Source organism: Nesterenkonia sp. AN1 (assembly GCF_000582475.1).
GTDB classification, from domain to species: Bacteria; Actinomycetota; Actinomycetes; order Actinomycetales; family Micrococcaceae; genus Nesterenkonia; species Nesterenkonia aurantiaca.
Map to the genome: position 1 here is coordinate 11,736 of NZ_JEMO01000011.1, position 23,745 is coordinate 35,480.

19 protein-coding genes and 1 pseudogene are annotated in these 23,745 nt (G+C 69.5%); 15 read left to right on the forward strand and 5 right to left on the reverse strand.

From position 1 onward, the window contains the following. Positions 1-39 precede the first annotated feature (39 nt). Positions 40-1,413, forward strand: coding sequence for a cysteine--1-D-myo-inosityl 2-amino-2-deoxy-alpha-D-glucopyranoside ligase (gene mshC / locus BG28_RS06795; RefSeq protein WP_051501119.1), 1,374 nt, complete (start codon positions 40-42; stop codon positions 1,411-1,413). A gap of 14 nt (positions 1,414-1,427) precedes the next feature. Here the strand turns inward: mshC and BG28_RS06800 are convergent, their stop codons facing one another. Further along, a complete protein-coding gene (locus BG28_RS06800; RefSeq protein WP_051501120.1) occupies positions 1,428-2,405 on the reverse strand; it encodes a PAC2 family protein in 978 nt (325 codons plus the stop codon). Positions 2,406-2,458: 53 nt separating this feature from the next. On the opposite strand from BG28_RS06800, the gene BG28_RS06805 reads away from it, so the two are divergent. The 12 genes from BG28_RS06805 (at position 2,459) to tatC (ending at position 15,509) form a co-directional block, all read left to right on the forward strand. Then, complete coding sequence (locus BG28_RS06805; RefSeq protein WP_084479531.1) at positions 2,459-3,232, forward strand: HAD family phosphatase; 774 nt, start codon at positions 2,459-2,461, stop codon at positions 3,230-3,232. Further along, on the forward strand, positions 3,229-3,987 hold the full coding sequence (locus tag BG28_RS06810) for a site-2 protease family protein (protein ID WP_051501121.1): 759 nt from the start codon (positions 3,229-3,231) through the stop codon (positions 3,985-3,987). Before BG28_RS06805 ends, BG28_RS06810 begins: the two co-directional genes overlap by 4 nt. Before the next feature lie 142 nt (positions 3,988-4,129). Next, on the forward strand, positions 4,130-5,260 hold the full coding sequence (locus tag BG28_RS06815) for a tRNA (adenine-N1)-methyltransferase (RefSeq protein ID WP_051501125.1): 1,131 nt from the start codon (positions 4,130-4,132) through the stop codon (positions 5,258-5,260). After that, positions 5,253-7,103, forward strand: a complete 1,851-nt coding sequence (gene arc / locus BG28_RS06820) for a proteasome ATPase (protein ID WP_084479532.1) — start codon at positions 5,253-5,255, stop codon at positions 7,101-7,103. Before BG28_RS06815 ends, arc begins: the two co-directional genes overlap by 8 nt. Continuing rightward, positions 7,100-8,839 carry a depupylase/deamidase Dop gene (gene dop, locus BG28_RS06825; RefSeq protein WP_036475209.1) on the forward strand — a complete coding sequence of 580 codons (1,740 nt, stop codon included), beginning with the start codon at positions 7,100-7,102 and terminating at the stop codon, positions 8,837-8,839. Before arc ends, dop begins: the two co-directional genes overlap by 4 nt. 27 nt (positions 8,840-8,866) lie before the next feature. Continuing rightward, entirely contained in the window at positions 8,867-9,064 is a 198-nt protein-coding gene (locus BG28_RS06830; RefSeq protein ID WP_036475212.1) for a ubiquitin-like protein Pup, read from the forward strand. 5 nt (positions 9,065-9,069) lie between these two features. Then, positions 9,070-10,563: a Pup--protein ligase gene (gene pafA, locus BG28_RS06835; protein ID WP_036475213.1), complete on the forward strand. Its 1,494-nt coding sequence runs from the start codon at positions 9,070-9,072 to the stop codon at positions 10,561-10,563. 78 nt (positions 10,564-10,641) lie between these two features. Continuing rightward, on the forward strand, positions 10,642-11,778 hold the full coding sequence (locus BG28_RS16545; protein WP_036475216.1) for an FKBP-type peptidyl-prolyl cis-trans isomerase: 1,137 nt from the start codon (positions 10,642-10,644) through the stop codon (positions 11,776-11,778). Beyond that, complete coding sequence (locus tag BG28_RS06845) at positions 11,778-12,182, forward strand: FKBP-type peptidyl-prolyl cis-trans isomerase (protein WP_036475218.1); 405 nt, start codon at positions 11,778-11,780, stop codon at positions 12,180-12,182. The genes BG28_RS16545 and BG28_RS06845 overlap by 1 nt, the downstream gene beginning before the upstream one ends. A gap of 9 nt (positions 12,183-12,191) precedes the next feature. After that, the gene (locus tag BG28_RS06850) at positions 12,192-14,357 is read left to right on the forward strand and encodes a WYL domain-containing protein (RefSeq protein ID WP_036475220.1); all 2,166 of its coding nucleotides are present in this window, start codon (positions 12,192-12,194) and stop codon (positions 14,355-14,357) included. A 28-nt stretch (positions 14,358-14,385) separates the two neighbouring features. After that, complete coding sequence (locus BG28_RS06855; protein ID WP_036475223.1) at positions 14,386-14,700, forward strand: twin-arginine translocase TatA/TatE family subunit; 315 nt, start codon at positions 14,386-14,388, stop codon at positions 14,698-14,700. A gap of 5 nt (positions 14,701-14,705) precedes the next feature. Then, positions 14,706-15,509: a twin-arginine translocase subunit TatC gene (tatC, locus tag BG28_RS06860; RefSeq protein WP_036475226.1), complete on the forward strand. Its 804-nt coding sequence runs from the start codon at positions 14,706-14,708 to the stop codon at positions 15,507-15,509. A gap of 40 nt (positions 15,510-15,549) precedes the next feature. Here tatC and BG28_RS06865 read toward each other — a convergent pair whose 3' ends face one another. From BG28_RS06865 to BG28_RS06880, 4 genes are all read right to left on the reverse strand, one after another. After that, positions 15,550-16,623 (reverse strand): sugar-transfer associated ATP-grasp domain-containing protein, encoded by a 1,074-nt coding sequence (locus tag BG28_RS06865; protein ID WP_161634809.1) that lies wholly within the window; start codon positions 16,621-16,623, stop codon positions 15,550-15,552. 282 nt (positions 16,624-16,905) lie between these two features. Then, positions 16,906-17,208 carry a hypothetical protein gene (locus BG28_RS16210; RefSeq protein WP_235181011.1) on the reverse strand — a complete coding sequence of 101 codons (303 nt, stop codon included), beginning with the start codon at positions 17,206-17,208 and terminating at the stop codon, positions 16,906-16,908. Between the two features lie 107 nt (positions 17,209-17,315). Further along, complete coding sequence (gene pepN, locus BG28_RS06875) at positions 17,316-19,658, reverse strand: aminopeptidase N (RefSeq protein ID WP_235181012.1); 2,343 nt, start codon at positions 19,656-19,658, stop codon at positions 17,316-17,318. 66 nt (positions 19,659-19,724) lie between these two features. Continuing rightward, positions 19,725-21,812, reverse strand: a complete 2,088-nt coding sequence (locus BG28_RS06880; RefSeq protein ID WP_051501122.1) for an acyl-CoA dehydrogenase — start codon at positions 21,810-21,812, stop codon at positions 19,725-19,727. Positions 21,813-22,010: 198 nt separating this feature from the next. On the opposite strand from BG28_RS06880, the gene BG28_RS06885 reads away from it, so the two are divergent. Both BG28_RS06885 and BG28_RS06890 read left to right on the forward strand, forming a co-directional pair. Continuing rightward, complete coding sequence (locus BG28_RS06885) at positions 22,011-23,303, forward strand: acetyl-CoA C-acetyltransferase (RefSeq protein WP_051501123.1); 1,293 nt, start codon at positions 22,011-22,013, stop codon at positions 23,301-23,303. Between the two features lie 7 nt (positions 23,304-23,310). Next, positions 23,311-23,745 (forward strand): annotated as a pseudogene (locus BG28_RS06890) (3-oxoacyl-ACP reductase); the annotation flags it as partial.

Genomic DNA, 23,745 nt, shown 5'->3' on the forward strand with positions numbered 1-23,745 from the left:
CCACCTGCCGGGCTGCCCCACTGGTGAAAGGACCTCTGCGTGAAATCGTGGACCTCCCCCGACGTGCCCACCCTGCCTGCGCTGCCGGAAACCCTGCAGCTGCACGACACCTCGGCGGACGCTCTGGTCCCGGTGGAGTCCACCGACGGCGTGGGGTCCCTCTACGTCTGCGGCATCACCCCCTACGACGCGACCCATCTGGGCCACGCCAACACCTACGTGCAGTTCGACCTGCTGGTGCGCTACTGGCGCGCCGCCGGGCTGCGGGTGAACTATGTGCAGAACGTCACCGACATCGACGATCCGCTGCTGGAACGGGCCAGCGCCACCGGTGTGGACTGGTTCGAGCTCGCCCAGGACCAGACCCAGCTCTTCCGCGAGGACATGGCCGCCCTGGGCGTGATCGCTCCCGACACCTATCTGGGCGCGGTGGAGACCATCCCGGTGGTCGCCAAGGATGTGGCCCAGCTGGTCGAGCTGGGCATGGGCTACCCGGTGCCGGTGCCTCTGGAGGAGCTCGCCGACGGCGTCACCCCCGGTGACCCCGAAGCCTTCGACACCTACTTCGACACGACGGCGGCCCAGGCCAGCACGCCGTGGACCCTGGGCAGCATCGGAAACTACGACCGCGCCGAGATGGAAGAGCTCTTCCCGCAGCGCGGCGGAGACCCCGAGCGCGCCGGCAAGCGCGACCCGCTGGATCCGCTGCTGTGGCGTGCGCGCCGCAACGGGGAGCCGCACTGGGACGGCGGCAGCCTCGGTCAGGGCCGCCCGGGCTGGCACATCGAATGCTCGGTCATCGCCCGCCGGCATCTGCCCGCCCCCTTCATGGTCCAGGGCGGCGGCTCGGACCTGCGCTTCCCGCACCACGAGTTCAGCGCCGCCCACGCCACCGCTGCTGACGGTGTGGCGCTGGCCAAGACCTACCTGCACGCCGGGATGGTCGGGCTCGAGGGGGAGAAGATGTCCAAGTCCAAGGGCAATCTGGTGCTCTCCTCAAGGATGCGCGCCGAAGGCGTGGATCCACAGGTGATCCGGACGCTGCTGCTGGGCCACCACTACCGAGCGGAATGGAACTACACCCCCGATCTGCTCGAGGCTGCGGCGCAGCGCTGGGAGCGCTGGAACGCCGCACTGGCCGCGGCTCCAGAGACCGACGGCCACGGGGAGCTCGGCACCGCCGATGCCCGGCCCGAGGACCTGCAGTACGCGCTGCACTCGGCGCTCTCCCAGAACCTCAACGCACCGGCCGCGCTGGAGACCCTCGACATGTGGGCCACCGGGAAGCTCGCCGGAGGTACCAGCCGGGGGCGGGTCATCGCGGTGGTCAAGGCGCTGCTGGGGATCGAGCTGCAGGAGACGAGTCCCGCGCAGGGCGTGCCGGTGAGCTCGGTCAACACCGCCGCGGGCTGAGTCCTGCTGCGGAGCTAGCTCTCGGGACGCTTCCGGCGCCGCAGGTAACGCTCAAACTCCTGGGCGATGGCCTCGCCGCTCGCCTCGGGCAGGTTCGTGGTGTCGGTGGCCTCTTCGAGCCGCTTCACATAGTCGGCGATCTCGGCGTCCTCCTCGGCCAGGTCATCGACTCCGCGCTCCCAGGCCTCGGCGTCCTCGACGACCTCACTCTCATCCAGGGTCAGGCCCAGCAGGTCCTCGAGCTCTCGCATGATCGCCAGCTGCGCCTTCGGTGAGGGGGCCTGGCCCACGTAGTGCGGGACCGCCGCCCAGAGCGAGACGGCGGGCAGCCCGGCCTGCGCGGCCGTGTGCGCGAGCACCCCGACGATCCCGGTGGGACCTTCGTAGGTGGGCTCGTCGATGTCCAGGATCTCCTGCAATGCGGCGTCCTCACTGGAGAGCGAGGCCGGTATCGGGCGGGTGTGCGGCACGTCGGCGAGCAGCGCGCCGACCAGGATGATCCCGGAGACGTCGTTCTCTGCGGCGCGGGTCAGCAGGTCCGCGGTGAAGGCCTGCCAGCGGAAGCTCGGCTCCACGCCGTGGACCAGCAGCAGGTCCACCGCGGCCCGGGGCGGCCTGGCCCGGTAGATCTTGGTGGAGGGCCAGATGATCTCGCGGTGCCCCCCGGTGCTGCGGATCTTGGGTCGGGAGAACTGGTAGTCGTAGTAGCCCTCGTCCTCGACCTTGCCGATCAGTTCGGCGCCGCAGGCCTGTCCCACCGCGCGCACCGCGGAGGAGGCGGCCGCGCCGGCGTCGTTCCAGCCCTCGAAGGCCATCACCATCACGGTGGGCCGTGAGCGTGGGGCGTCGGTCTCACCGGTGGCCGCAGCGGTCTGGATGGCGCTCAGGTGCTCGGCGAAGCGTTGGGCGAAGCCCTCGGGGAGCGCGGATGGCTCCCGGGGGTCGCCGGTGGCCTCGTCGGAGGAGTCCTGAGACGCTGTTTCGTCGCTCACGCTTCTCACACTATCCCTCTTGGCGATCCCGCGGGAAGCGTACGATTGGGCCCATGTCTTCGACGTCTTATGCCTCCGTCCAGCCCCTGACCTCCGCAGCTCGCACCGCCACCAGCTCCTCGGCTCGCGCCGCCGCGGAACCGCTCTCCGGGGAGCTCCAGGCCGTGTTCTGGGACATGGACGGCACCCTGGTGGACACCGAGCCATATTGGATCTCCGAGGAGCGTGCCCTGGTCGAGGCGCACGGCGGCACCTGGTCCCAGGAACAGGCGCACGGCCTGGTCGGACAGGCGCTGAGCTACAGCGCCTCGGTGCTGCGCGAGGCCGGAGTGGATATGACGGTACGTGACATCATCGATCACCTGATCACTCGGGTCGCGGCACGCGCGGTCGCCGAGATGCCCTGGCGTCCGGGGGCCCGCGAGCTCCTCGCCGACCTCAACGCCGCCGGGGTGCGCTGCGCCCTGGTCACCATGAGCGAGAAGCCGCTGGCCGAGGCGATCGTCGCCGCACTGCCGGAGGGGCAGCTGGAGTTCATCGTCAGCGGCGACATGGTCAGCCGCGGCAAGCCGGACCCGGAGGCCTACCAGCAGGCGTTCAGCAGGATGTCGGGGGACCACGAACAGCGCAGCGGCGAGCCGCTGCGCCTGGACCGTTGCATCGCCATCGAGGACTCGGTCCCGGGAGTCACCGCCGCAGCGGATTCCGGGCTGGTCACCATCGCGGTCCCGCACTACACCCCGATCCCGGCGGACCCGCGCTGGCAGAGCCTCGACGGGCTGGCAGGCGTCATCGCGGCAGACCTGGAACGGCGCCTGCCGCGATGACCTCACGCCCCGGCGGCCGGCCCAAGAAGGCGATGACCCTGATGCGGATCGCCGGGATCCCGGTGCGCTTCCGCGCCTCCTGGTTCCTGGTCAGCGCCGCCATCGTGGCGCTCTTCGGACCCCAGGTGCTCCGGATCTTCCCGGAGCTGGGCGCCCTGGCCTACCTGGTGGCACTGGGCTACGCGGTGCTGCTGATGTTCTCGGTGCTCGCCCATGAGCTGGCCCACGCCCTGGCGGCACGCTCCTTCGGCTGGCCCGCCACCGAGATCGAGCTGAACCTCTGGGGCGGACACACCGAGTTCCACGCCCACCGGGCCACCCCGGCGAAGTCCCTCGCGGTCTCCCTGGCCGGGCCCGCCGCGAACCTGGTGATCGCCGGTCTGGGCCTCTACCTCTCCGGAGCGCTCGCGCTCACCGGGGTCACCACCCTGCTGGTCGAGGTCACGGTGCTGGTGAACTTCTTCGTCGGGGTGTTCAACCTGCTCCCCGGGCTGCCGCTGGACGGCGGGCGGATCGTGGAGTCCGCGGTCTGGGCCGCCACCGGAGACCAGGACCGCGGGATGCGCGCCGCCGGATGGGCCGGGCGCCTCGTCGTCCTCGCGCTGCTGGCGGGCCTGGCGGTCCTGGTGGTCAGCGGGGTGCGGGAGGTCAGCCTCGTCGTCGTGGTGGTGGCGGTGATGGTCTCCTTCTTCATCTGGCAGGGGGCCTCGGAGAACGTGCGGGTGGCCAACGCCCGGCTGAGCCGACGGCGCTGAAGCGGCTGAGCCGAAGGCGCTGAAGCACAGCGCAGTCCCGCGAGCGATACCCGCGAATGTTCCGCGCAACTGTTACGTCGGGTCCGACGGAGGATCAGCCCCCGCTGAGAGTCACGGCCTGACAGGGATAGGCTGAATGCAGATGAAACGTCCGCCTGCACCGGATCCTGGTCGGCGGAGCCGCAGCACCTTGAGAGAGCGAGATTCAGTGACCACGAGCACCTCCGGCGAGTCCCCGGCGAGCACCCCAGGTCCCATCGGGTCCCATATGCGCACAGGTCCGCTGCGCGCGGGCCAGCGCGTGCAGCTCACCGACCGCAAGGGTCGGCCCAGCACCGTCACGCTGCAGCCGGGCGGCGAATGGCACACCCACCAGGGGGTGCTGCGCCACGACCTGCTCATCGGGGCCAGCGAAGGCATCCTGGTGGCCAACGACGCCGGCCACGAGTACCAGGTGCTGCGCCCGCTGCTCAACGACTTCGTGCTCTCCATGCCGCGCGGCGCCACCGTGGTCTACCCCAAGGACTCCGCCCAGATCGTCGCGGTGGCCGATATCTTCCCCGGCGCCCGCGTGGTCGAGGCCGGCGTCGGCTCCGGGGCGCTCTCGATCTCGCTGCTGCGCGCGGTGGGAGATCAGGGCGTGCTGCATTCCTTCGAGCGGCGCGAGGACTTCAGGGACATCGCCGTGGGCAACGTGGAGGCGTTCTTCGGTGAAGCCCACCCCGGCTGGGAGGTCTACCTCGGAGATATGCAGGAGGAGGTCCTCACCGTGGAGCAGCCCGGCAGCGTGGACCGGGTGGTGCTGGACATGCTCGCCCCCTGGGAATGCCTGGACGCGGTGAAGACCGTGCTGGCCCCGGGCGGGGTCTGGGTCAGCTACGTCGCCTCTGTGACCCAGCTGTCCCGGCTGGCCGAGGAGATCCGCGCCTCGGAGGGCTTCACCGAACCCGAGGCGCACGAGACCATGCTGCGCACCTGGCACCTGGATGGCCTCGCGGTGCGCCCGGATCACCGGATGGTCGCACACACCGGCTTCCTGCTCTCGGCCCGCCGGCTCGCCGATGACCAGACCCCGCTGCAGCTGAAGAAGCGCGAGAAGGTCTCGGTGGTCAGCGAGGAGGACCGCGCCGCCTGGCCGGCCAACGACCCGGACGCGGTCTGGGACGAGGCCAGCCTGAAGACCCGCACCGTCTCCGGGAAGAAGGCCCGCAAGGCCTCAGCTCTGTCGCAGAAGATCGCCGCCCAGGCCAAGGAGGTGTTCACCCGTGAGTGAGCAGACCGACCATGAACAGAACCGGCTCGCCCAGGCGCACCGGCAGCTGGACACGCTGCGCAGCCGCGCCAAGCAGCTGGAGGCCCAGCTGCAGAGCGCCGGGCGGAACAACCAGCGGATGGCTGACCTGCTGGAGACCACCCGCAACGAGATCTCCCAGCTGCGCAACGCGCTGCAGGCCGACGGCCAGGCGCCGTTCACCTTCGGCACCGTGCTGGGCTACCGGCCCGAACACCCGCAGGCCGAGGGGCGTGAGATCCAGGCCACCACCGTGGCCGGCGTCGACATCCTCCAGGCCGGACGCAAGCTCCGGGTCAGCCTGTCCCCGCTGATCAGCCCGGAGCAGCTGCAGGCCGGCGATGAGGTGCTGCTCAACGAGAACTTCACCATCGTCGCGATCCTCGGTGCCGAGCGCACCGGGGAGCTGGCCCGGGTCAAAGAGGTGCTGCCGGATGCCCGGCTGGTGATCATCTCCCGCGGCGAGGACGAGCGGGTGGTCACGCTCACCGCCGCCGCCTCCGCCGCCGCCCAGCGCGACGGGCTGCACAGCGCCCGGGTCGGCGACGCCGTGATGGTGGACCTGCGCACCGGCACCGCCACCGAGATCGTGCCGCTCTCCGAGGTCGAGGACGTGGTGCTCGAGGAGTCCCCGGACGTCTCCTACGCCGACATCGGCGGGCTCTCCGAGCAGATCGAAGCCATCCGCGACGCCGTGGAGCTGCCCTTCCTGCACGCCGACCTCTACAAGGAGCACGGGCTGCGCGCGCCGAAGGGGATCCTGCTCTACGGGCCTCCCGGCTGCGGCAAGACCATGATCGCCAAGGCCGTGGCGAGCTCGCTGGCCGAGACCCGCCGAGCCTCAGCGGCAGCCGATGACGCCGGCCCGGGTACCGGCCCAGACGCCGGCCCGGGTGCCGGGGCGAGCCGGGGCGCGTTCTTCCTCAACATCAAGGGCCCCGAGCTGCTGAACAAGTACGTGGGCGAGACCGAGCGGCACATCCGGGTGATCTTCGCCCGGGCCCGCGAGCGCGCCTCCGCCGGGCAGCCGGTGGTGGTGTTCTTCGACGAGATGGAGGCGCTGTTCCGCACCCGCGGCTCCGGGGTCTCCTCAGATGTGGAGACCACCATCGTCCCGCAGCTGCTGGCGGAGATCGACGGGGTGGAATCGCTGGAGAACGTCATCGTCATCGGCGCCTCCAACCGCGAAGACATGATCGACCCGGCGATCCTGCGCCCCGGACGCCTGGATGTGAAGATCCGGGTCCAGCGCCCCGGACGCGCGGGTGCCGCAGAGATCCTGGGCATCCATCTCGGTGGAGCCGTCCCGCTGCACGCCGAGCTGCTCGCCGCCCACGAGGACCGCGGCGCCGCCGTCGACGCCCTGGTGGACGCGCTGGTGGACCGGCTGTTCCCGGCGACCCCGCAGGCAAGGCTGCGCCTGATCCACGCCGATGGCACCCAGACCGCCTTCCAGGCGGCGGACTTCATGTCCGGCGCGGTGCTCAGCAATATCGTGGACCGGGCGAAGAAGGCCGCGATCAAGGACTTCCTGCGCTCCGAGAGCGACCCGGCGCAGAAGGGCCTGACCCGCGAGCACCTCTTCGCCGCCGCCGAGGAGGAGCTGCGCGACCAGGAGGACCTGGTCAACACCGCAGACCCACAGGCCTGGTCTCGGGTGGTCGGCGCGTCCACCGCCCCGGTGGTCCGGATCGAACGCCCCTCCGAGGCTGACCCGGCCGCGGCACCCTCCGGCCCCCCGGACCCCGCAGTCGGCTCGCCCGCAGTCGGCTCGCCCGCGGTCGGCTCGCCCGGCTCGGGCGCAGCCAACGAGGTGCGCGGATGACCGTGCGCCGACTGATCGGGATGGAGACCGAATACGGGATCCACGCCCCGGCCAACCCGCGGGCCAGCCATATCGCGCTCTCCATCGAGCTGGTCAACGCCTACGCCGCCCACGTCACCGAGTCCGGCGGGGCGGTGGCCGGCACCGAATGGGACTACCAGTCCGAATCCCCGCTGGTCGACGCCCGCGGCTGGGTGCTGCCCCGCTCGGCCGCGCACCCCTCCCAGCTCACCGACACCGGGGAGGCGCTGGCTCACGCCAGCCACGAGGAGGGTCTCACCCACGCGACCGAGCAGGAACCCGGCCAGGGACCGGTGCGTGACGCGCTGGGCAACGTCAGCGCCGGTGACCCCAGCCCGGCCGACGTCGCCGGGTCCTTCCACGCCCCCGGGTCGCCGCACTGGCGCGGGGACTTCTTCCAGGCCGCCGAGGGTGCCCCGCAGCTGCTGATGAACCTGGTCCTGGGCAACGGGGCCCGGTTCTACGTGGACCACGCCCACCCCGAATACTCCGCACCCGAGGCGATCGGGGCGCGCCGGGCGGTGCTCTATGACGTGGCCGGAGACCGGGTCGCGCTCGCCGCCGCCCGCCGGCTCAGCCAGGAGCAGCACGCCCCACAGGTGCTGCTGTATAAGAACAACACCGACAACAAGTCGGTCTCCTACGGCGCCCACGAGAACTACCTGGTGCCGCGCAGCCTGGACTTCGACGCGATCGTGGCGGGCCTGCTGCCGTTCTTCGCGACCCGGCAGATCCTCTGCGGGGCCGGACGGGTGGGGATCGGGCAGACCAGCGGACGCCCCGGATACCAGATCTCTCAGCGTGCGGACTTCTTCGAAGAACAGGTCGGGCTGGAGACCACGGTGCGCCGCCCGATGATCAACACCCGCGACGAGCCGCACGCCGATCACGACCGGTTCCGCCGGCTCCACGTGATCATCGGCGACGCGAACATGAGCGAGTACTCCGCCTGGATGCGGGTGGGCAGCACCGCGCTGGTCCTGGACCTGATCGAATCCGGCCGAGCCCCGGAGCTGACCCTGGATGACCCGGTGGCGGCGCTGAAGACGATCTCCCATGACCCGACGCTGACCGCCACGGTGCCGACCTCCCGCGGAGCCCTCACCGCCCTGGAGATCCAGCAGCTCTACCTGCAGGCCGCGCTGGCCTGGGAGCAGGAGAAGACCCCGCCGCCGGGCACCGAGAACCTCCCGGACACCGAGACCGCCGAGGTGCTCGAGGCCTGGGAGGAGCTGCTGCGGGACCTGAGCACCGACCTCTACGCCGCGTCGGACCGGGTGGACTGGATCGCGAAGCTGACCCTGCTGGAGTCCTACCGCCGCCGCGACGGGCTGTCCTGGGATGCCCCGCTGCTGGGCATGGTGGACCTGCAGTACGCGGACCTGCGCCCGGAGAAGGGGCTGTACTACAAGCTCGCCCGCGCCGGCCGGATGCGCCGGCTCTTCACCGATGCGCAGCTCGACCGGGCGACAGAGCACCCGCCCGAGGAGACCCGCGCCTGGCTGCGCGGCCGGCTGATCAGCCAATACCCCGGCGTCGTCGTCGGCGCCAGCTGGGATCAGATCCTGCTGCGCGCGAACGACGTCGCGCCCGTGGTGCGCCTGGGGCTGCCCGATCCCTATACCGGGACCCGTGCGGCGGTGGAGAATACACTGGTCAGCGCGGCCACCCCGGAGCGCCTCATCACCGGACTCCAGCGGCTGCTGGGTCAATAGAACCGCTGGGTCGATCAAGGAGAGATCATGTCCACTCAACCGCAGAAGCGCCCCCAGGGCGGCAACGACGACGGCGCCCCCGAGGCGGCGGCCACGGCCGGCGCCAACGCGCAGGCCCAGAAGCGCGCCGGCGAGCTCGACAGCCTGCTCGACGAGATCGATTCGGTGCTGGAGTCCAACGCCGAGGAGTTCGTGAAGGGCTTCGTGCAGAAGGGCGGGGAGTAGGCCCCATGGATCGGCGCGTCATCGGGGTCGAGACCGAGTTCGGCATCACCCATACCGGCGGCACCCACCGCGGTCTGCCCCCGGACGAGGTGGCCCGCTACCTGTTCCGCCCGGTGCTGCGCTGGGGGAGAAGCTCCAACGTCTTCATCCCCAACGCCTCCCGGCTCTACCTCGACGTCGGCTCCCACCCGGAATACGCCACCGCCGAATGTGATGACCTGCTGGACCTGATCGCCTCCGACCGGGCTGGGGAGCTGATCATGCATGACCTGGCCCAGCGCGCCGAGGCCGCGATGGCCCAGGACGGCTTCGACGGCAGCATCTACCTGCTGAAGAACAACGTGGACTCCCAGGGCAACTCCTACGGCAGCCACGAGAACTACCTGATCCCGCGCACCACCCACTTCCGTCGGCTCTCCACCATCCTGCTGCCCTTCCTGGTCACCCGGCAGATCATGGTCGGCGCCGGCCGGCTGGTCCCGGCCACCGACGAGACCCCCGCGCACTACGCGTTCTCCCAGCGCGCAGACCACATGTGGGAGGGCATCTCCTCGGCCACCACCCGCTCCCGGCCGATCATCAACACCCGCGACGAGCCCCACTCCGACGCCGCGGTGCACCGCCGGCTGCACGTGATCGTGGGCGACTCCAACATGTCCGAGACCACCAGCCTGCTGCGCTACGGCGCCACCGACCTGGTGCTGCGCATGGTCGAGTCCGGGGTCCCGGTGGGGGACTTCGAGCTGGAGAACCCGATCGGTGCGATCCGGCACATCAGCCATGACATCACCGGGCAGGCCGTCGTGAAGATCCGCAACGGGGGCCAGCAGACCGCGGTGGAGGTCCAGGCGAGGCTGCTGGACCGGGCCCGACGCTTCGTCCGTGAGAACGGCGCCCACCACGACCGGGTGGATCAGATCTTCGAGCTCTGGGAGCGCACCCTGCAGGCCGTGGCCAGCGGCGAGCACGCTCCGATCGAACGCGACATCGACTGGGCGATCAAGAAGCGGCTGCTCACCGATGTGGCCGAACGCGGCGGCCTGCCCATGGGGCACCCGAAGCTGGAGCAGCTCGACATGGCCTATCACGACGTGCACCCGACCCGCGGGGTGTTCAACCTGCTGGCCGCCCGCGGCCGGGCCAGCACCCAGTTGGAGCCCGAGCGGATCCAGCGCGCCATCGTAGACCCGCCGGCCACCACCCGTGCCGCGCTGCGTGGACGCTTCCTCTCCACCGCCCGGGCGGTGGGCGCCGAGCACACCGTGGACTGGGTGCACCACAAGCTGGTGGACCGGCCGCTGGACGCCCTGATGCTCAAAGATCCGCTCAGCGCGGAGGACCCGCGGGTGGACACCCTGCTGGACCGGCTGGGTGAGCGGGTCGCCTCGCTGCGTGAGCAGACCCTTGACGAGCGCCGCGCCCAGGAGCTCCCGCTGGCGCTCAGCGAGCGCTACAAGCTGGAGCATCCCAGGGAGCTTGCCGAGCCTCCGCTGATCTGACGAACCAGGTATCCGGCCTGTACAGTGCTGAGCAGGCCCAGGCCTTGTCAGGTCGCCATTCAAGTTGAAGGAAACACCGTGCATTCTCCGTTCCGCCGCACCTGCGTGGCATTGTCCATCCCGGCAGTCCTGCTGCTCAGCGCATGCTCCGACGACGGTCTGGGAGACACCGACGCGCTCTCCGGCGTGGACCTGCATTTCACCGATGAAGGTACCCCGGAGGTCATCCTGCGCAGCCCGCTGGAGCTCGAGGAAGAGGCCTCCCGGGTGCTGGACCGCGGCGACGGCGAAGACATCGACGAGGGACAGATCCTCGAGGTCTCCCACGCCGTGGCGGACCCCGAGTCCGGGGAGATCCAGGAGGAGAGCTTCAGCGCGGACAACCCCTCGATGATCTACCTGCCCCAGATGCAGGAGCAGAGCGAGTTCATCTATGACTCGCTCACCGACACTGACCTGACCATCGGCTCCGAGATTGCGCTCTTCGAACCCGCCAACGCTGAGACCGGCGCCTCCGCGACGCTGCTGGTGCTGCGCGTGGAGGACCAGTCCCCGGCCTTCGCCGAGGGAGGGGTCCAGGAGCAGGACGGCGAGCTGCCCGAGATCGAGAACGAACAGGGCGTGCTCCCGGAGCTGCTCGGCGGCAACGACGGCGAGGAGCCCGAGGAGGTCAGCACTGAGGTGCTCATCCAGGGCGACGGCGAGGAGGTGGCCGCCGAGGACCAGGTCGTCGTGCGCTACTCCGGCTGGAAGTGGTCCGACGGCGAGCTCTTCGACTCCAACTGGCCCCAGGACGACGAGGAGCCCGACGCCGGTCCGGCAGGCTTCCCACTGAGCAGCCTGGTGCCTGGCTGGGCCGAGGGCCTCGAGGGTGAGCAGGTCGGCTCCCGCGTGCTGCTGGTCATCCCGCCGGAGTCCGGCTACGGCGAGAGCGACGAGGACGCCGAGGAGGGCACCCAGCACGAGCTCGCCGGCGAGACCCTGATCTTCGTGGTCGACCTGATCGCCTCCGCCGAGGCGCCCGAGGCCGCGGCGCCTGCCCCCGAGTCGGGTCAGCCTGAGCTCTCCGAGGAAGACATCCAGGAGATGATCGAGCAGATGGAAGCCGAGCAGGGCGGCGCTGAAGACGGCGCCGAGGGCGAGGATTCCGGCAGCGACGATACAAGCAGTGACGAAGCAAACAGCGACGAAGCAACTGATGAGGAGACCGACTGATGTCCTTCGGCCAGCGCAGCTATGACCGCACCCGCCCCGAGATCGACTTCCCCGGCGACACCCCGCCTGAGGAACTGGTCATCGAGGAGCTCATCGCCGGCGGCGGACACGCCGTAGAGCCCGGCGATGCGATCTCCTGCCACTACGTGGGCGTCTCCTGGTCCACCGGCGAGGAGTTCGACGCCTCCTGGAACCGCGGCGAGACCCTCGATTTCACCGCCGGCATCGGCCAGGTCATCCAGGGCTGGGACCAGGGCCTGATCGGGATGAAGGAGGGCGCCCGTCGCCGCTTCGAGATCCCGCCGCACCTGGCCTACGGGGAGCAGGGCGCCGGCGCCGCCATCGGTGCCAACGAGACCCTGATCTTCGTGGTGGACCTGGTCAGCGTCCGCAAGGCTTCCTGATCCGCCACGGTGACTGAGACGATCGACGACGGCGGGACGGATCAGCTCGCGGAGGAGGAGCAGGACGTCTTCGCCGACTACGGCGTGGCGCGCGCCTTCTCCCTGGCCGCGAGCATCCTCGACGCCGGAACCGGTGGGCTCACCAAGGCTGAGATCCGGGAGCGGGTGGAGCACTACCGGAGCCAGTCCCAGGAGCAGTCCCAGGACGCCTGGGAGCGGCTCTTCAGCCGCGACAAGGACCACCTGCGCAGCTGCGGCATCGCCATCGAGGAGCCCGCCGCCGACCGCGAGGACTATCGCTACCGGATCGACCCGGCCGACTACGGGCTGCCCCCGCTGTCGCTGAGCGAGACCGAGACGCTGGTGCTCTCCCGCGCCACCCAGCTCTGGGCCGGCAGCCGCACCCGGTCCTGGCTGGACCAGGCCAGCTGGGCGCTGGCCGGACCGGCCGAGCCCGCAGCGTCGTCCTTGCGTGCGTCACAGCCGGCGTCACAGCCGGCGTCACAGCCGGCGTCACAGTCTGCGGCTCAGCCAGCGGCTCAGCCGGCCGGCCTCGGGGCGCTGAGCTTCAACCTGGGCAGCGACGAGGAGTTCGAACGGCTCACCGAGCTCGCCGCGCTGCCGGCGCGGCAGCCGATCAGCTTCGACTACACCGGCAGGGGAGCCCAGCAGCCGGCGGCCCGCCGCGTGGTGCTGCTGGACTTCGCCGCCCGGGGCCACTGGTATCTGATCGGTCACGATCTTGATCGAGGTGCCCGCAGGACCTTCCGGCTGGACCGCGTGCACGGCGCCATCACCGCGCTGCATCCGGCACCGGCGTTGACCGAGGCGGACCGCGCCGCCATCGAGGCGGCGGTCAGCAACGCGGCGGACGCCGGCTCCGCGCTGGACGGACTCGCCGCCGAAGAGGACCCGAGAAGGCTGCTGCACGGTGTCCTGGAGGCCCACCAGGGCCCCGCCCCGAAACCACCCCGACTCGCTCCCGCCGGGTCCCCGCGCCGGGCCGATCCCGCGCACCGCAAGGTGGAGCGGGTGCTGGCCATGGCCGGCTATCTGCTCAGCGCCGACGGGGTCCGCCCGTCTGAGCTGCTCGCCCGGCATCAGATCACGCCGAAGCAGCTGCTCAAGGACCTGCTCTCGATCCAGCAGTCGGGCAGCTTCGGTCCCGGGCAGTACGGGGAGTTCATCGACATCCACCCCGCGCCGCCGCTGAATCTGGAGAGCTTCACCCAGGACTACCTGGTCACCGATGCGCCGATCACCCTGGCGATGCCCTCGGAGCGCACCGGAGACGTCCTGGCCCGCCCGCTCACGCTGACCAAGCCCGGCGCGCTCTCGCTGCTGATCGCGCTGAACACCATGATCAGCGCGGCCGAATCCGGTCCTGACGCGGCTGAGTCCGGTCACGGCACGGCTGAGTCCGGTCTCGGTACGGCCGAATCCGCTCCTGGCAACGCCGAACCTGGTCTCGGTTCGGCTGAATTCGGTCACGAGTCGGCCGAATCCGGTCCCGAGTCCGCCGAAGGCTGGCTCTCCGCCGCCGAGTCGCTGCGCTCCAAGATCACCACCGTGCTGCCCGAGGGGCTGCAGGAGGCCGCGACGAAGGTCGCCGCCGGAGCCCAGACGCACAGCCCAGCCATGGCCGAACTGCGGGAGGCGGTGACCGGCGGCTACTGCGTCCAGCTGCGCTACGAGGACGCCTCCGGGACCATCACCGAGCGGGTGGTCGAGCCGACCCACATCTACCTCGACGGTCCCCGCACCTATCTCCAGGGCTGGTGCCGGGTGGCGCAGGGGCCGCGGAACTTCCTCAGCTCCCGGATCCGGGAGCAGCGCCCGCTGCCCGAGGAGCCGATCAGCGAGACCGCACGGCGGCTCGCGCAGGCACCCGCCGAGCCGCCGCGCCCACCCCGGGACAGCGGGGCCTTCGACGTCGTCCTGCGATTCTCCCCGGCCGCCGCCGCGCTGGCCGATCGCTATGCGCCCCGGCGCCAGCGCATCCAGCCCGACGGAGCCCGATTCATCAGCACCTGGTTCCAGAGCCGGGAGGCGCTGATCAGGCTGTGCCTCCAGCTCGGCGGGGATCTCGCCGTCCTGACCCCTGCCGAGATCCGGGAGCAGGTCACCGCTCGGGCCCGCGAGGAACTGTCGGCTCTGCCGGGGCGAGTGGCGTAGCATTGGCGACGAGGAAAGGATCCACGCCATGAATATCACCGGCTGGCAGATCGCGATCATCGCGCTGCTCATCATCCTGCTCTTCGGAGCCCCGAAGCTGCCCAAGCTGGCCAAGTCCGTAGGCCAGTCGATGCGCATCTTCCGGTCCGAGGTGCGCACCATGAGCGAGGAGTCCAAGCGGAACTCCTCTGACTCTGATGCCCCTGACGTCGCGGCCGAGCCCAGCGACGACCCCCGCCGGGATGAGCGTGCTCCCGTGGAGGGCCGTGTGCTCAACCCGAATGACTCCACCGCCGAGCAGGCCCGCCGCACCGAGCGGGAGCAGCGGGGAGACCACCGCTAAGCAGCATGGCCACCTCGAAGAAGCGGCGGCGCGACCCCGAGCGCACGATGGCGCTGAAGGAGCATCTCCGAGAGCTGCGCAATCGCCTGATCAAGGCGGCCATCGGAATCCTGCTGGGTGCGATCGCCGGCTTCTTCCTCTATGACTGGCTGTTCCGGCTGCTCGCCGAGCCGATCGTGGGCTACGAGGTGGAGGGCCGGCTCGCCGAGATCGCGTTCAACACCGTGGGCGGCCCGCTGGATCTGATGATCCGACTCTCGCTCTTCGTCGGCGTCGTGATCTCCTCACCCGTCTGGCTCTACCAGATCTGGGCGTTCATCATGCCGGGTCTGAAGAAGACCGAGAAGCGCTACGCCATCGGCTTCATCGCCGCCTCCGTGCCGCTGTTCCTCGGCGGAATCGTCGGGGCCTACAGCGTGCTGCCCCAGGCCATCAACTTCTTCTTCGCGCTGAACCCCGAGGGCACCTCGAACCTGATCAACCCTGATGTGTACTTCACCTTCGTGCTGCACCTGTTCCTGGCCTTCGGCCTGGCCATGGTGATCCCGGTGGTGCTGGTCGGGATCAACATGATGGGCCTGGTCACCGGCAAGCAGGTGCTCAAGGCCTGGCGCGGAGTGGTGATGCTCATCGCCGTGGTCTCCGCGCTGGCCGCCCCCGGAGGCGACGCGGTGAGCATGTTCTTCATCGCCCTGCCGCTGACCGTGCTCTTCGGGATCGCGATCCTGCTGTGCATGCTCAACGATCGACGCCGGTCCAAGCGCGAAGCCGCCCGCGAGACCGAGATCGACGAGCTCCTGCTCGACTAGGTCCTGGCTGAGTACAACCAGGCCGGGCCGGGCCCCTCGATCACACGGTGGCCCGGATCGCTTCCCGGTTCCGGCCGAGAAGCTCCCACCCCAGTCCCGTGAAACACGGCCCGGAGGTCGCCTCGGAGAACTTGATGTCGTTATGTCCGCTGTTCCACTCCAGCACTTGAACCGAACCGTCGCGAGCAACGGTCAGATCCCAGCCGATGGACGGGACCACCGGGATTCGCCGGTGCAGCCGTTCGACCGCCTCGAGACATGCGGCGTAGTTCGGCACCTGGTTGCCGGCGAAGACGAAGCCAGAGTCGGGATGCCGGTCGATCTCGAGCCAGTCCACCGAGTATCCGACCGGGCTGAATACGCCGGTAGCAGTATCGAGAAGAACCCGGATGTTGGAATCTGAGATCACGTGGTCTTCGGTATCCCGGCCGAAGCGCAGGTAGGCGTCCCTGACGGTGATCGTCCCGTCAGGTTCGACTACGCTCGTCATCCGCAGCGTCCCGACCGAGCGGGACGCGACCTGGGCGAAGGTCTCGTGCTGGTCGATGAAGGGCTGAATCACGCCGTCGGGAAGACTCGCCGCGGCCCGCGTGAACCCGTCTCGATCCAGGAGATGCACGCCCCGGCCGCGATCACTCGCGTCAGCCTTGAAGGCGATCTTGTCTCCGCCGGCAAAGATGAGGTCGGTGAACTCTTCCAACGAGGAGACCCGTTCGAGGGATGAATTGAACAGCCGACCCTTGGCCACGTATCCGCAGTCGGGAATCTCCTTCTCGTGCCCGAAGATGCGCGATGTCATCGAGCGCATGTCCGAGAGCTCGGCATACCGACCTTCGATGGCTGGAAGCACCACCGACATGTAGTAGTTGTCGGGGATCCATCCCTCGCGGAACTCACCGGCGATCGTGCCATAGACGTAGAGCCAGGGGGCATAGCTCTTGGAGCCGAGCACCTCCACGGCGTAGGCATCGGCCTGAGCCCTGAGATGCTTCGGGAGCGGACCCTTCGCCGCTTCGATCGATCTGAGCACCTTCGCGGCGTTCCGGCTGTTCAGACGTGAACGGACTCGCATCCGCAGGTCATTCTCGGTCTGCTCTATCGTGTTCAGATTCATGCCGACTCCTCTGATTTCAGGTGCTGACAATATATGTTCATCTGGACACAAAAGACAGGGTTCTGCTGAATCGGAGAAGAATTCACGGGGAGTCTTCTGCAGAAGGAGTCTGATCGCAGCCCTGGGCCCCTCTCGTACCCTCTCGAGCGATCTGTCGCATGCCCATGCCATGTCCCACGGCTATGGACGGAAATAGCGATGGGACATGGCATAGAGGTGCGACAAACCCGTCGCGGGAGGCCCGGCCGGCTCGCCCACCCAGCCCCTGGCGGGAGGCCCCGCTCAGGCCTGGGCCGCCGCCTGGGCGCGGAGTCCGCGCAGCAGCTGATCCTGTTCCTCGATGAGCAGCCGGCGCAGCGCCGCGGGGGCCTCGGCGTTCGCCTCGAGCCAGGCCTGGGTGCGCAGCGCCACCGGGTGCTCGGTCGGTTCTGCTCCGACCTCGAGATCCTGGGCCCCGGGGTAGAGCCCGGAGACCACTCGGGTGGCCTGTCCCTGGCTCATCCGTTCCCATACCTCGGTGAGCGCCTCGAAGTATGCCTCGCTCTGGCGCTCGATCACCGCAGCAGTCTCCGGGTCACCGGCCACGGTGAAGCCCTCCACGGTCGCGGTGAGGTGGTCGTTGGGAGAGCTCCTGGCCGGCGTCGTCCGTCCCGGCCAGCGCCTGCCCGAAGGCCCGCTCCTTGACCCGACGGTCAGGCCGCGCGGCGGCGGCGAGCCGGTGCGCGATCCGGGCCCGGGGCGGTGGTCTTCGCGGTGAGCTCGGCGTCCAGCTGGTCCACGCTGACCCGGCCGTGCGCGGCCAGGGCCTGCAGGAACGCCCAGCGAAGTTCCTCATCGATCCGGAGCCCGGAGATCCCGTGGTCTGCCGCGCCGCCGTCGAGCAGCGCCTCGAGCAGCTCCAGCTGCGAGCCCTCGCGGCGGGAGAGCGTGGCCAGGGCGCGGGCGGTCGCGCGCTGGTGGTCCCCGCCGCTGCGCCGGGTCAGCTCCGCGGCGAGCCGGGCGGCGAGGTCACGCTGCAGCGCGCCCCGCTCCGCTGCCGGGGTGTAGCGCTCCAGCGCGGCCAGCGACTGGCGCAGCAGCCCTTGGACCACGACGATCTCCTCGATGTCCAGGCCCAGCTGTTGCACGGCGGCCAGGAAGCGGCGAGCGGGCAGCTCGCCGTCGCGCACCATCGACCACAGCGCGGCCCACACGGTGGCGCGCGCCAGCGGATCGGCCACCGGGTAGCTCAGTACGGCGGCGAGCGACTCCGCGTCCAGGCTGAGCTTGGCGTAGGTCAGATCATCCTCGTTGGGCAGCAGCAGCCGCGGCAGGTCCTCCGGGACGCTGAGCTCCGGCACCGGGGTCAGCCCCTCCGGAGCGGCGGGATCCAGGAAGACCTCCTGAGCGGCATGCAGCACCAGCGTCTGGCGCTCGGGATCCAGCACGTGGACCCCGACGTGGATCTTATGCGGCCGGGACACCGACTCTCCGGTGGCCGGGTCGACGCCCTGCTCGCGGACCAGCACCTCTCCCGGCTTGAGCCCGGGCTCGAGCCCTGAGCCGAGCTCCGCGGAGAGCACCGGGACCCCAGCGGTCTGCAGCCAGGCTCGCGCCCAGTCGTCCATGTTGGCTCCGGTGACCTCCTCGAGCACCGCGAGGAAGTCCCCCAGCGAGGCGTTGCCGAAGGCGTGCCGGGCGAAGTAGCGCCGGGCGGCCTCGCGGAAGGCCTCGCGACCGGCGTAGGCGGCGAGCTGCTTGAGCACCGAGGCGCCCTTGGCGTAGGTGATCCCGTCGAAGTTCTGGTCCGCGGCCTCGAGGTCGCCGATGTCCGCGACGATCGGGTGGGTGGTGGGCAGCTGGTCCTGCACATACGCCCAGGCCTTGCGCCCGTTGGCGAAGGAGATCCAGGAGGTGCTCCAGTCGGTGGCCTCGTCCACGGCCAGGGACCCCATGTAGTCCGCGAAGGACTCCTTCAGCCACAGGTCGTCCCACCAGTGCATGGTCACCAGGTCGCCGAACCACATATGCGCCATCTCATGCATCAAGGTGTTCGCCCGGGTCTCGTACTGGGCGTCGGTGGCGGCGGTGTCGAAGACGTACTTCTCGGTGAAGGTCACCAGTCCCGGGTTCTCCATCGCGCCGAGGTTGTACTCCGGGACGAAGACCTGGTCGTACTTGCCCCAGGGGTAGGGGTAGGCGAACTCGGCGTGGAAGAAGTCCAGGCCGCGCCGGGTCAGCTCCAGCAGCGCATCGGCGTCGAAGTGCTCCGCCAGGGAGGCCCGGCAGAGCACGCTCAGCGGGATCTCCACCTGCTCGCCCTCGGGCACCCCGCCGCGGTAGTGGCCCTCGACGTGGTGATACGGACCCGCCAGCAGCGCGGTGATGTAGGAGGACATCCGCGGGGTCTCGGCGAACTCCACCCGGACCAGCGGGCCGACAGCGACGCCGTCCTGTGCTGCGGCGCTGCGTGCCCCGGCGGCGCGCTCGGCCTCCGCGCCCTCCAGCGGCATCCGTGTGATGGCAGGGCTGTTGGAGCGCAGCTGCCAGTGCTGCGGACCGATGATCGAGAAGCTGAACCGGGTCTTGAGGTCCGGCTGTTCGAAGACCGGGAACACCCGGCGTGAATCGGCCGGCTCGTACTGGGTGTAGAGGTAGACCTGCTCATCCACCGGGTCCACGAAGCGGTGCAGCCCTTCCCCGGAGCGGGAGTAGCGCGAGGTGGACCGGATCTCCACGGTGTTCTCGCCCTGCAGCCGGGGCAGCAGGATCCGCGCCGGCCCCACATGGGTGCTCAGATCCAGCGTCTCACCGTTGAGCACCAGCGACTCCACCGAGGCGCCCAGGTGGTCCAGGAAGGTGCTGGCCCCGACCTCGACGCTGGAGAAGTCGATGCTGGTCTGCACCGGGTAGGTCGCGGCCCCGGGGGCGGGCGCCCCGCGCAGATCCACCTCGACCCGGCAGCTCGTGACCTCGAGCAGGGCGCTGCGCCGGGCGGCCTCCTCGCGGGTCAGGTTCTCGACGTCGGCACGGGGAAAGGGCAGCTGAGCAGTCATCCTGCTATTCAAGCAGACCGCCGCTCAGCCGCCCATCAGCTGCGCATCAAGCGTCCCGAGGCACGCTCACTTCCGTCGTGCGTGGATCAGCTTCTCATCCACCGGCGCCTCGGGGGAGGCGCGCAGCGTCCGGTAGTACTCCATGGACTCGTCCTGGCGCCGCTGCTCGGAGCCGGAGGTGATCTCCATGCGCACGTGCTCGGGGGAGTAGCCGAAGGAGTCCACGATGTCCTGGGCGTGCGGGCGCAGCCGCGCCAGCAGCCGGTTCACGTACGGGCTCAGCGTGCGGGCGCGCTGGGCGGAGATCCGGCCGTGGAGCAGATACCAGTCCAGCGTGTCCTCGATCTTGGTCAGCGCGTAGAGGTCGCGCAGCCAGGTCATGATCTGCCGGGTGCCCGGATCGCTGACCTTCTCCAGGGCCTCGGTGAAGGACTCCCAGAGCAGCAGGTCCGCGTGGGCCTTGGCGGCGTTGATGATCTCGTACTGGTGTTCGTTGAAGATCTCCGCCTGCTTCGCCGCCGGCAGCTTCGAGGCCGAGCGCAGCTCGCCGGCCACGTCGATGACCATCTGCCGGGAACGGTCGGTGAGCAGCGCCCGCTGCACGTCGGGCTGCTTGAACCAGTTGGCGCTGCGGCGTTCATCTCCGGTGTCCTGGACGGACTGGAAGGCCCTGCGCAGCCCGAAGCGGTTCATCACGGTGCCTTGGGCCTGGTTGGCCACGTAGCGCGAGAGCACCCCGAAGTCGGCGCCCTTGAACTCCGCGGCGTAGTCGCTGAGCAGGCGCTTGGCCACCAGCTGGAGCAGCACGTTGTTGTCACCTTCGAAGGTGACGTAGACGTCGAGGTCCGCGCGCAGCGAGACCAGCCGGTTCTCCGAGATGAACCCGGCGCCGCCACAGGCCTCGCGGGCCTCCTGCAGGGTGTCCAGCGCGTGCCAGGTGGTCACGGACTTGATCGCCGCGGCCAGGGTCTCCAGCTCCTGCCGGTTCTCATCCGAGTCGTCCTTGCCGGAGAACACGTCATCGAGCTTGACCAGGAGGTTCTCGTGCGCGAAGTTCGCCGCGAAGGTGGTCGCCAACCGGGGCAACAGTCGGCGCTGGTGCAGCTGGTAGTCCAGCAGCACCTCTTCCTCGATGGTGGAGGAGGCGTTGAACTGGCGGCGCTGGTTGCCGTAGGTGACCGCGCCGATCAGCGCGAGCTTCGAGGCCGCCACCGAGGCGCCGGTGAGTGAGACCCGTCCCTGCACCAGGGTTCCCAGCATCGTGAAGAAGCGCCGGCCGGGGGAGTCGATCGGGGAGCTGTAGCTGCCGTCCGCGGCGACGTCGCCGTAGCGGTTGAGCAGGTTGGTCCGTGGGACCCGGATGTTGTCGAAGGTGAAGCAGCCGTTGTCGACCCCGTTGAGGCCGCCCTTCTGGCCCTCGTCGGTGATGGTGATCCCTGCCAGCGGCTGACCGTCCTCGCCTCGGATGTTGGTGTAGAGGCAGTGCACCCCGTGGTTGACCCCATTGGTGATCAGCTGGGCGAAGACCACGGCGTCCTTGGCGTCATTCGCGGCATTGCCGAGGTAGCGCTTGGTGGCCGCCGGGAACGGAGTGTTGAGGATGAACTCCTCGGTGTCCGGATCGTAGGTCGCGGTGGTGCCGATGGAGGCCACATCGGAGCCGTGCCCGAACTCGGTCATCGCGAAGGCGCCGGGGGCCCGGAGGTCCATGGTCGCGGGAAGGAATCGGCGGTGGTGGTCGGCGGAGCCCAGGTGCAGCACCGCGGCGGCGAAGAGCCCCCATTGGACACCGGCTTTGATCTGCAGCGAGGGGTCAGCGGTGACCAGCTCCTCGAAGGCCGCAATGTTCGCGCCATGGGCATCGGCGCCGCCGAACTCCTTGGGGAAGGCCCGGTGCACGGCGCCGTCCTCGGAGAGCTGGACCATCTGCTGAAAGACCCGCTCGCGGTGGTCCTCCTTAGAGAGCCCCTCGACCTTGTGGAAGGTGGAGTCCTTGAGCAGCTCACGGGCCTGGCGCCGGGTCTCGGCCCAGTGTCCGAGCAGCACGTCCTCCATCACCTGCTTGTCCACGCGGACCGCGTCGGCGGAATCGAGGGTCTCGATCGGGTCGGTGATGGGGTGAGCGATCGGGTCGGTGACCGGGTGGTGTGACATGAGGTCTCCTCAGACTGGGGTTGAGCGTCAGGCGCACGGGATGATCGGCGCCGGTTCCTCGGCGCGGGGGTGATCAGTGATCCTGCACACAAAATAGTCTATGATACTGACCAGTAACAAATGCAAGACCTGCCGGACCCGCTGACCCAGCGGATATGCCGTCGGGTGCCTGCACCCCTCGACCCAGGAGTCAGTTCCATGAGTGCACAGAACATCCGCGACGCCGTCATCATCGGCGGAAACCGCATCCCCTTCGCCCGGGCCCACACCGCCTACGCCACCGCAGGCAACCAGGACATGCTCACCTCGACGCTGAACGGCCTCGTGGCCCGCTTCGGGCTCCAGGGTGAACAGATCGGCACCGTCGCCGCCGGTGCCGTGATGAAGCACTCCAAGAACTTCAACCTCACCCGCGAGTCGGTGCTGGGCACCCCGCTGGACCCCAAGACCCCGGCCTTCGACGTGCAGATGGCGTGCGCCACCGGCATGGAGGCCATCGGTTCGATGGCGAACAAGATCAAGCTGGGCCAGATCGACTCGGCCATCGCCGGGGGAGTGGACTCCATCTCCGACGCCCCGATCGTGGTCACCGACGAGCTGCGCGGGATCCTGATGGAGGCCAACCGGGCGAAGACGGTCAGCCAGCGGCTCAAGGCGCTGGCCAAGATCCGCCCAGGCCACCTGGCCCCGCAGGCCCCCGGAGTCAACGAGCCGCGCACCGGCATGTCCATGGGTGAGCACATGGCGATCACCGCCCACGCCTGGGGCATCACCCGGGCCGAGCAGGACGAGCTCGCGCTGGCCAGCCACAAGAACCTCGCCGCCGCCTACGACCGCGGCTTCTTCGACGACCTGGTCACCCCGTTCAAGGGCGTCAGCCGGGACAACAACATGCGCGCCGACTCCACCCTGGAGAAGCTGGGCAAGCTCTCCCCGGCCTTCGGGCGTGACCTCGGCAATGAGGCCACCATGACCGCGGCGAACTCCACCGCGCTGACCGACGGCGCCTCCGCAGTGCTGCTGGGCTCCGAGGAATGGGCCGATCAGCACGATCTGCCCAAGCTGGCGAACTTCATCGACTACGAGGAAGGCGCAGTGGACTTCGTCGACGGCGCCGAGGGCCTGCTGATGGCTCCCGCCTATGCCGCCGCCCGGATGCTCAAGCGCAACAACCTGAGCTTCTCGGACTTCGAATACCTCGAGATCCACGAGGCCTTCGCCTCCACGGTGCTGGCCCAGATCAAGGCCTGGGAGTCCGAGGAGTTCTGCAAGAACAAGCTCGGACTGGACTCAGCACTGGGCACCATCGACCGCAGCCGGCTCAACGTCAACGGCTCCTCACTGGCCGCCGGGCACCCCTTCGCCGCCACCGGCGGACGCATCGTCGCCACGCTGGCCAAGGCGCTGCACGGCAAGCCCGGCAAGCTCGGTTTCATCTCGGTCTGCGCCGCCGGCGGCCAGGGCATCACCGCGATCATCGAAGGACGGTAACCGCTCCATGGCTCGAGACACCTACACCGAATTCGCCAACACCGGCTTCGGCCGCGCCCTGACCAAGAACCTCGGCCTCCCGCAGCCGGCGAAGCTGCGTCGGCACCGACCCGGACGCCCGCTCATCGAGGGCCCCGTGGTCGTGCTGGGCAGCTCCGCGGCCGCCTCGGCGCTCGCGGACCGGCTGCTCGGCTGGAACCTAGACGTGCGTCGGCACGTCGGGCCCAAGGAGAAGGTGGCCGGCGTCGTCGCCTGCTTCGACTCCGCCTCCAGCCCAGCAGCCCTGAGCAGCACCGTGTTGGAGACCGGGATGCTGCTCAAGCAGCTCAAGCCCTCCGGCCGGGTCATCACCGTCTCGCGGGACCCGCTGGGCACCGGCGATCCCGCCGTGCGCGCGGCCCGCAGCGCGGTCCAGGGCCTGACCCGCTCGACCGCGCATGAG

Bases quoted from the DNA above. Each gene is read 5' to 3' on its own strand.
- pafA (WP_036475213.1), top strand. From the start codon at position 9,070: ATGGATCGGCGCGTCATCGGGGTCGAGACCGAGTTCGGCATCACCCAT.
- BG28_RS06845 (WP_036475218.1), top strand. From the start codon at position 11,778: ATGTCCTTCGGCCAGCGCAGCTATGACCGCACCCGCCCCGAGATCGAC.
- BG28_RS06815 (WP_051501125.1), top strand. From the start codon at position 4,130: ATGAAACGTCCGCCTGCACCGGATCCTGGTCGGCGGAGCCGCAGCACC.
- BG28_RS06830 (WP_036475212.1), top strand. From the start codon at position 8,867: ATGTCCACTCAACCGCAGAAGCGCCCCCAGGGCGGCAACGACGACGGC.
- BG28_RS06880 (WP_051501122.1), bottom strand. From the start codon at position 21,812: ATGTCACACCACCCGGTCACCGACCCGATCGCTCACCCCATCACCGAC.
- BG28_RS06855 (WP_036475223.1), top strand. From the start codon at position 14,386: ATGAATATCACCGGCTGGCAGATCGCGATCATCGCGCTGCTCATCATC.
- BG28_RS06865 (WP_161634809.1), bottom strand. From the start codon at position 16,623: ATGAATCTGAACACGATAGAGCAGACCGAGAATGACCTGCGGATGCGA.
- pepN (WP_235181012.1), bottom strand. From the start codon at position 19,658: ATGACTGCTCAGCTGCCCTTTCCCCGTGCCGACGTCGAGAACCTGACC.
- dop (WP_036475209.1), top strand. From the start codon at position 7,100: ATGACCGTGCGCCGACTGATCGGGATGGAGACCGAATACGGGATCCAC.
- BG28_RS06885 (WP_051501123.1), top strand. From the start codon at position 22,011: ATGAGTGCACAGAACATCCGCGACGCCGTCATCATCGGCGGAAACCGC.
- BG28_RS06810 (WP_051501121.1), top strand. From the start codon at position 3,229: ATGACCTCACGCCCCGGCGGCCGGCCCAAGAAGGCGATGACCCTGATG.
- BG28_RS06805 (WP_084479531.1), top strand. From the start codon at position 2,459: ATGTCTTCGACGTCTTATGCCTCCGTCCAGCCCCTGACCTCCGCAGCT.
- tatC (WP_036475226.1), top strand. From the start codon at position 14,706: ATGGCCACCTCGAAGAAGCGGCGGCGCGACCCCGAGCGCACGATGGCG.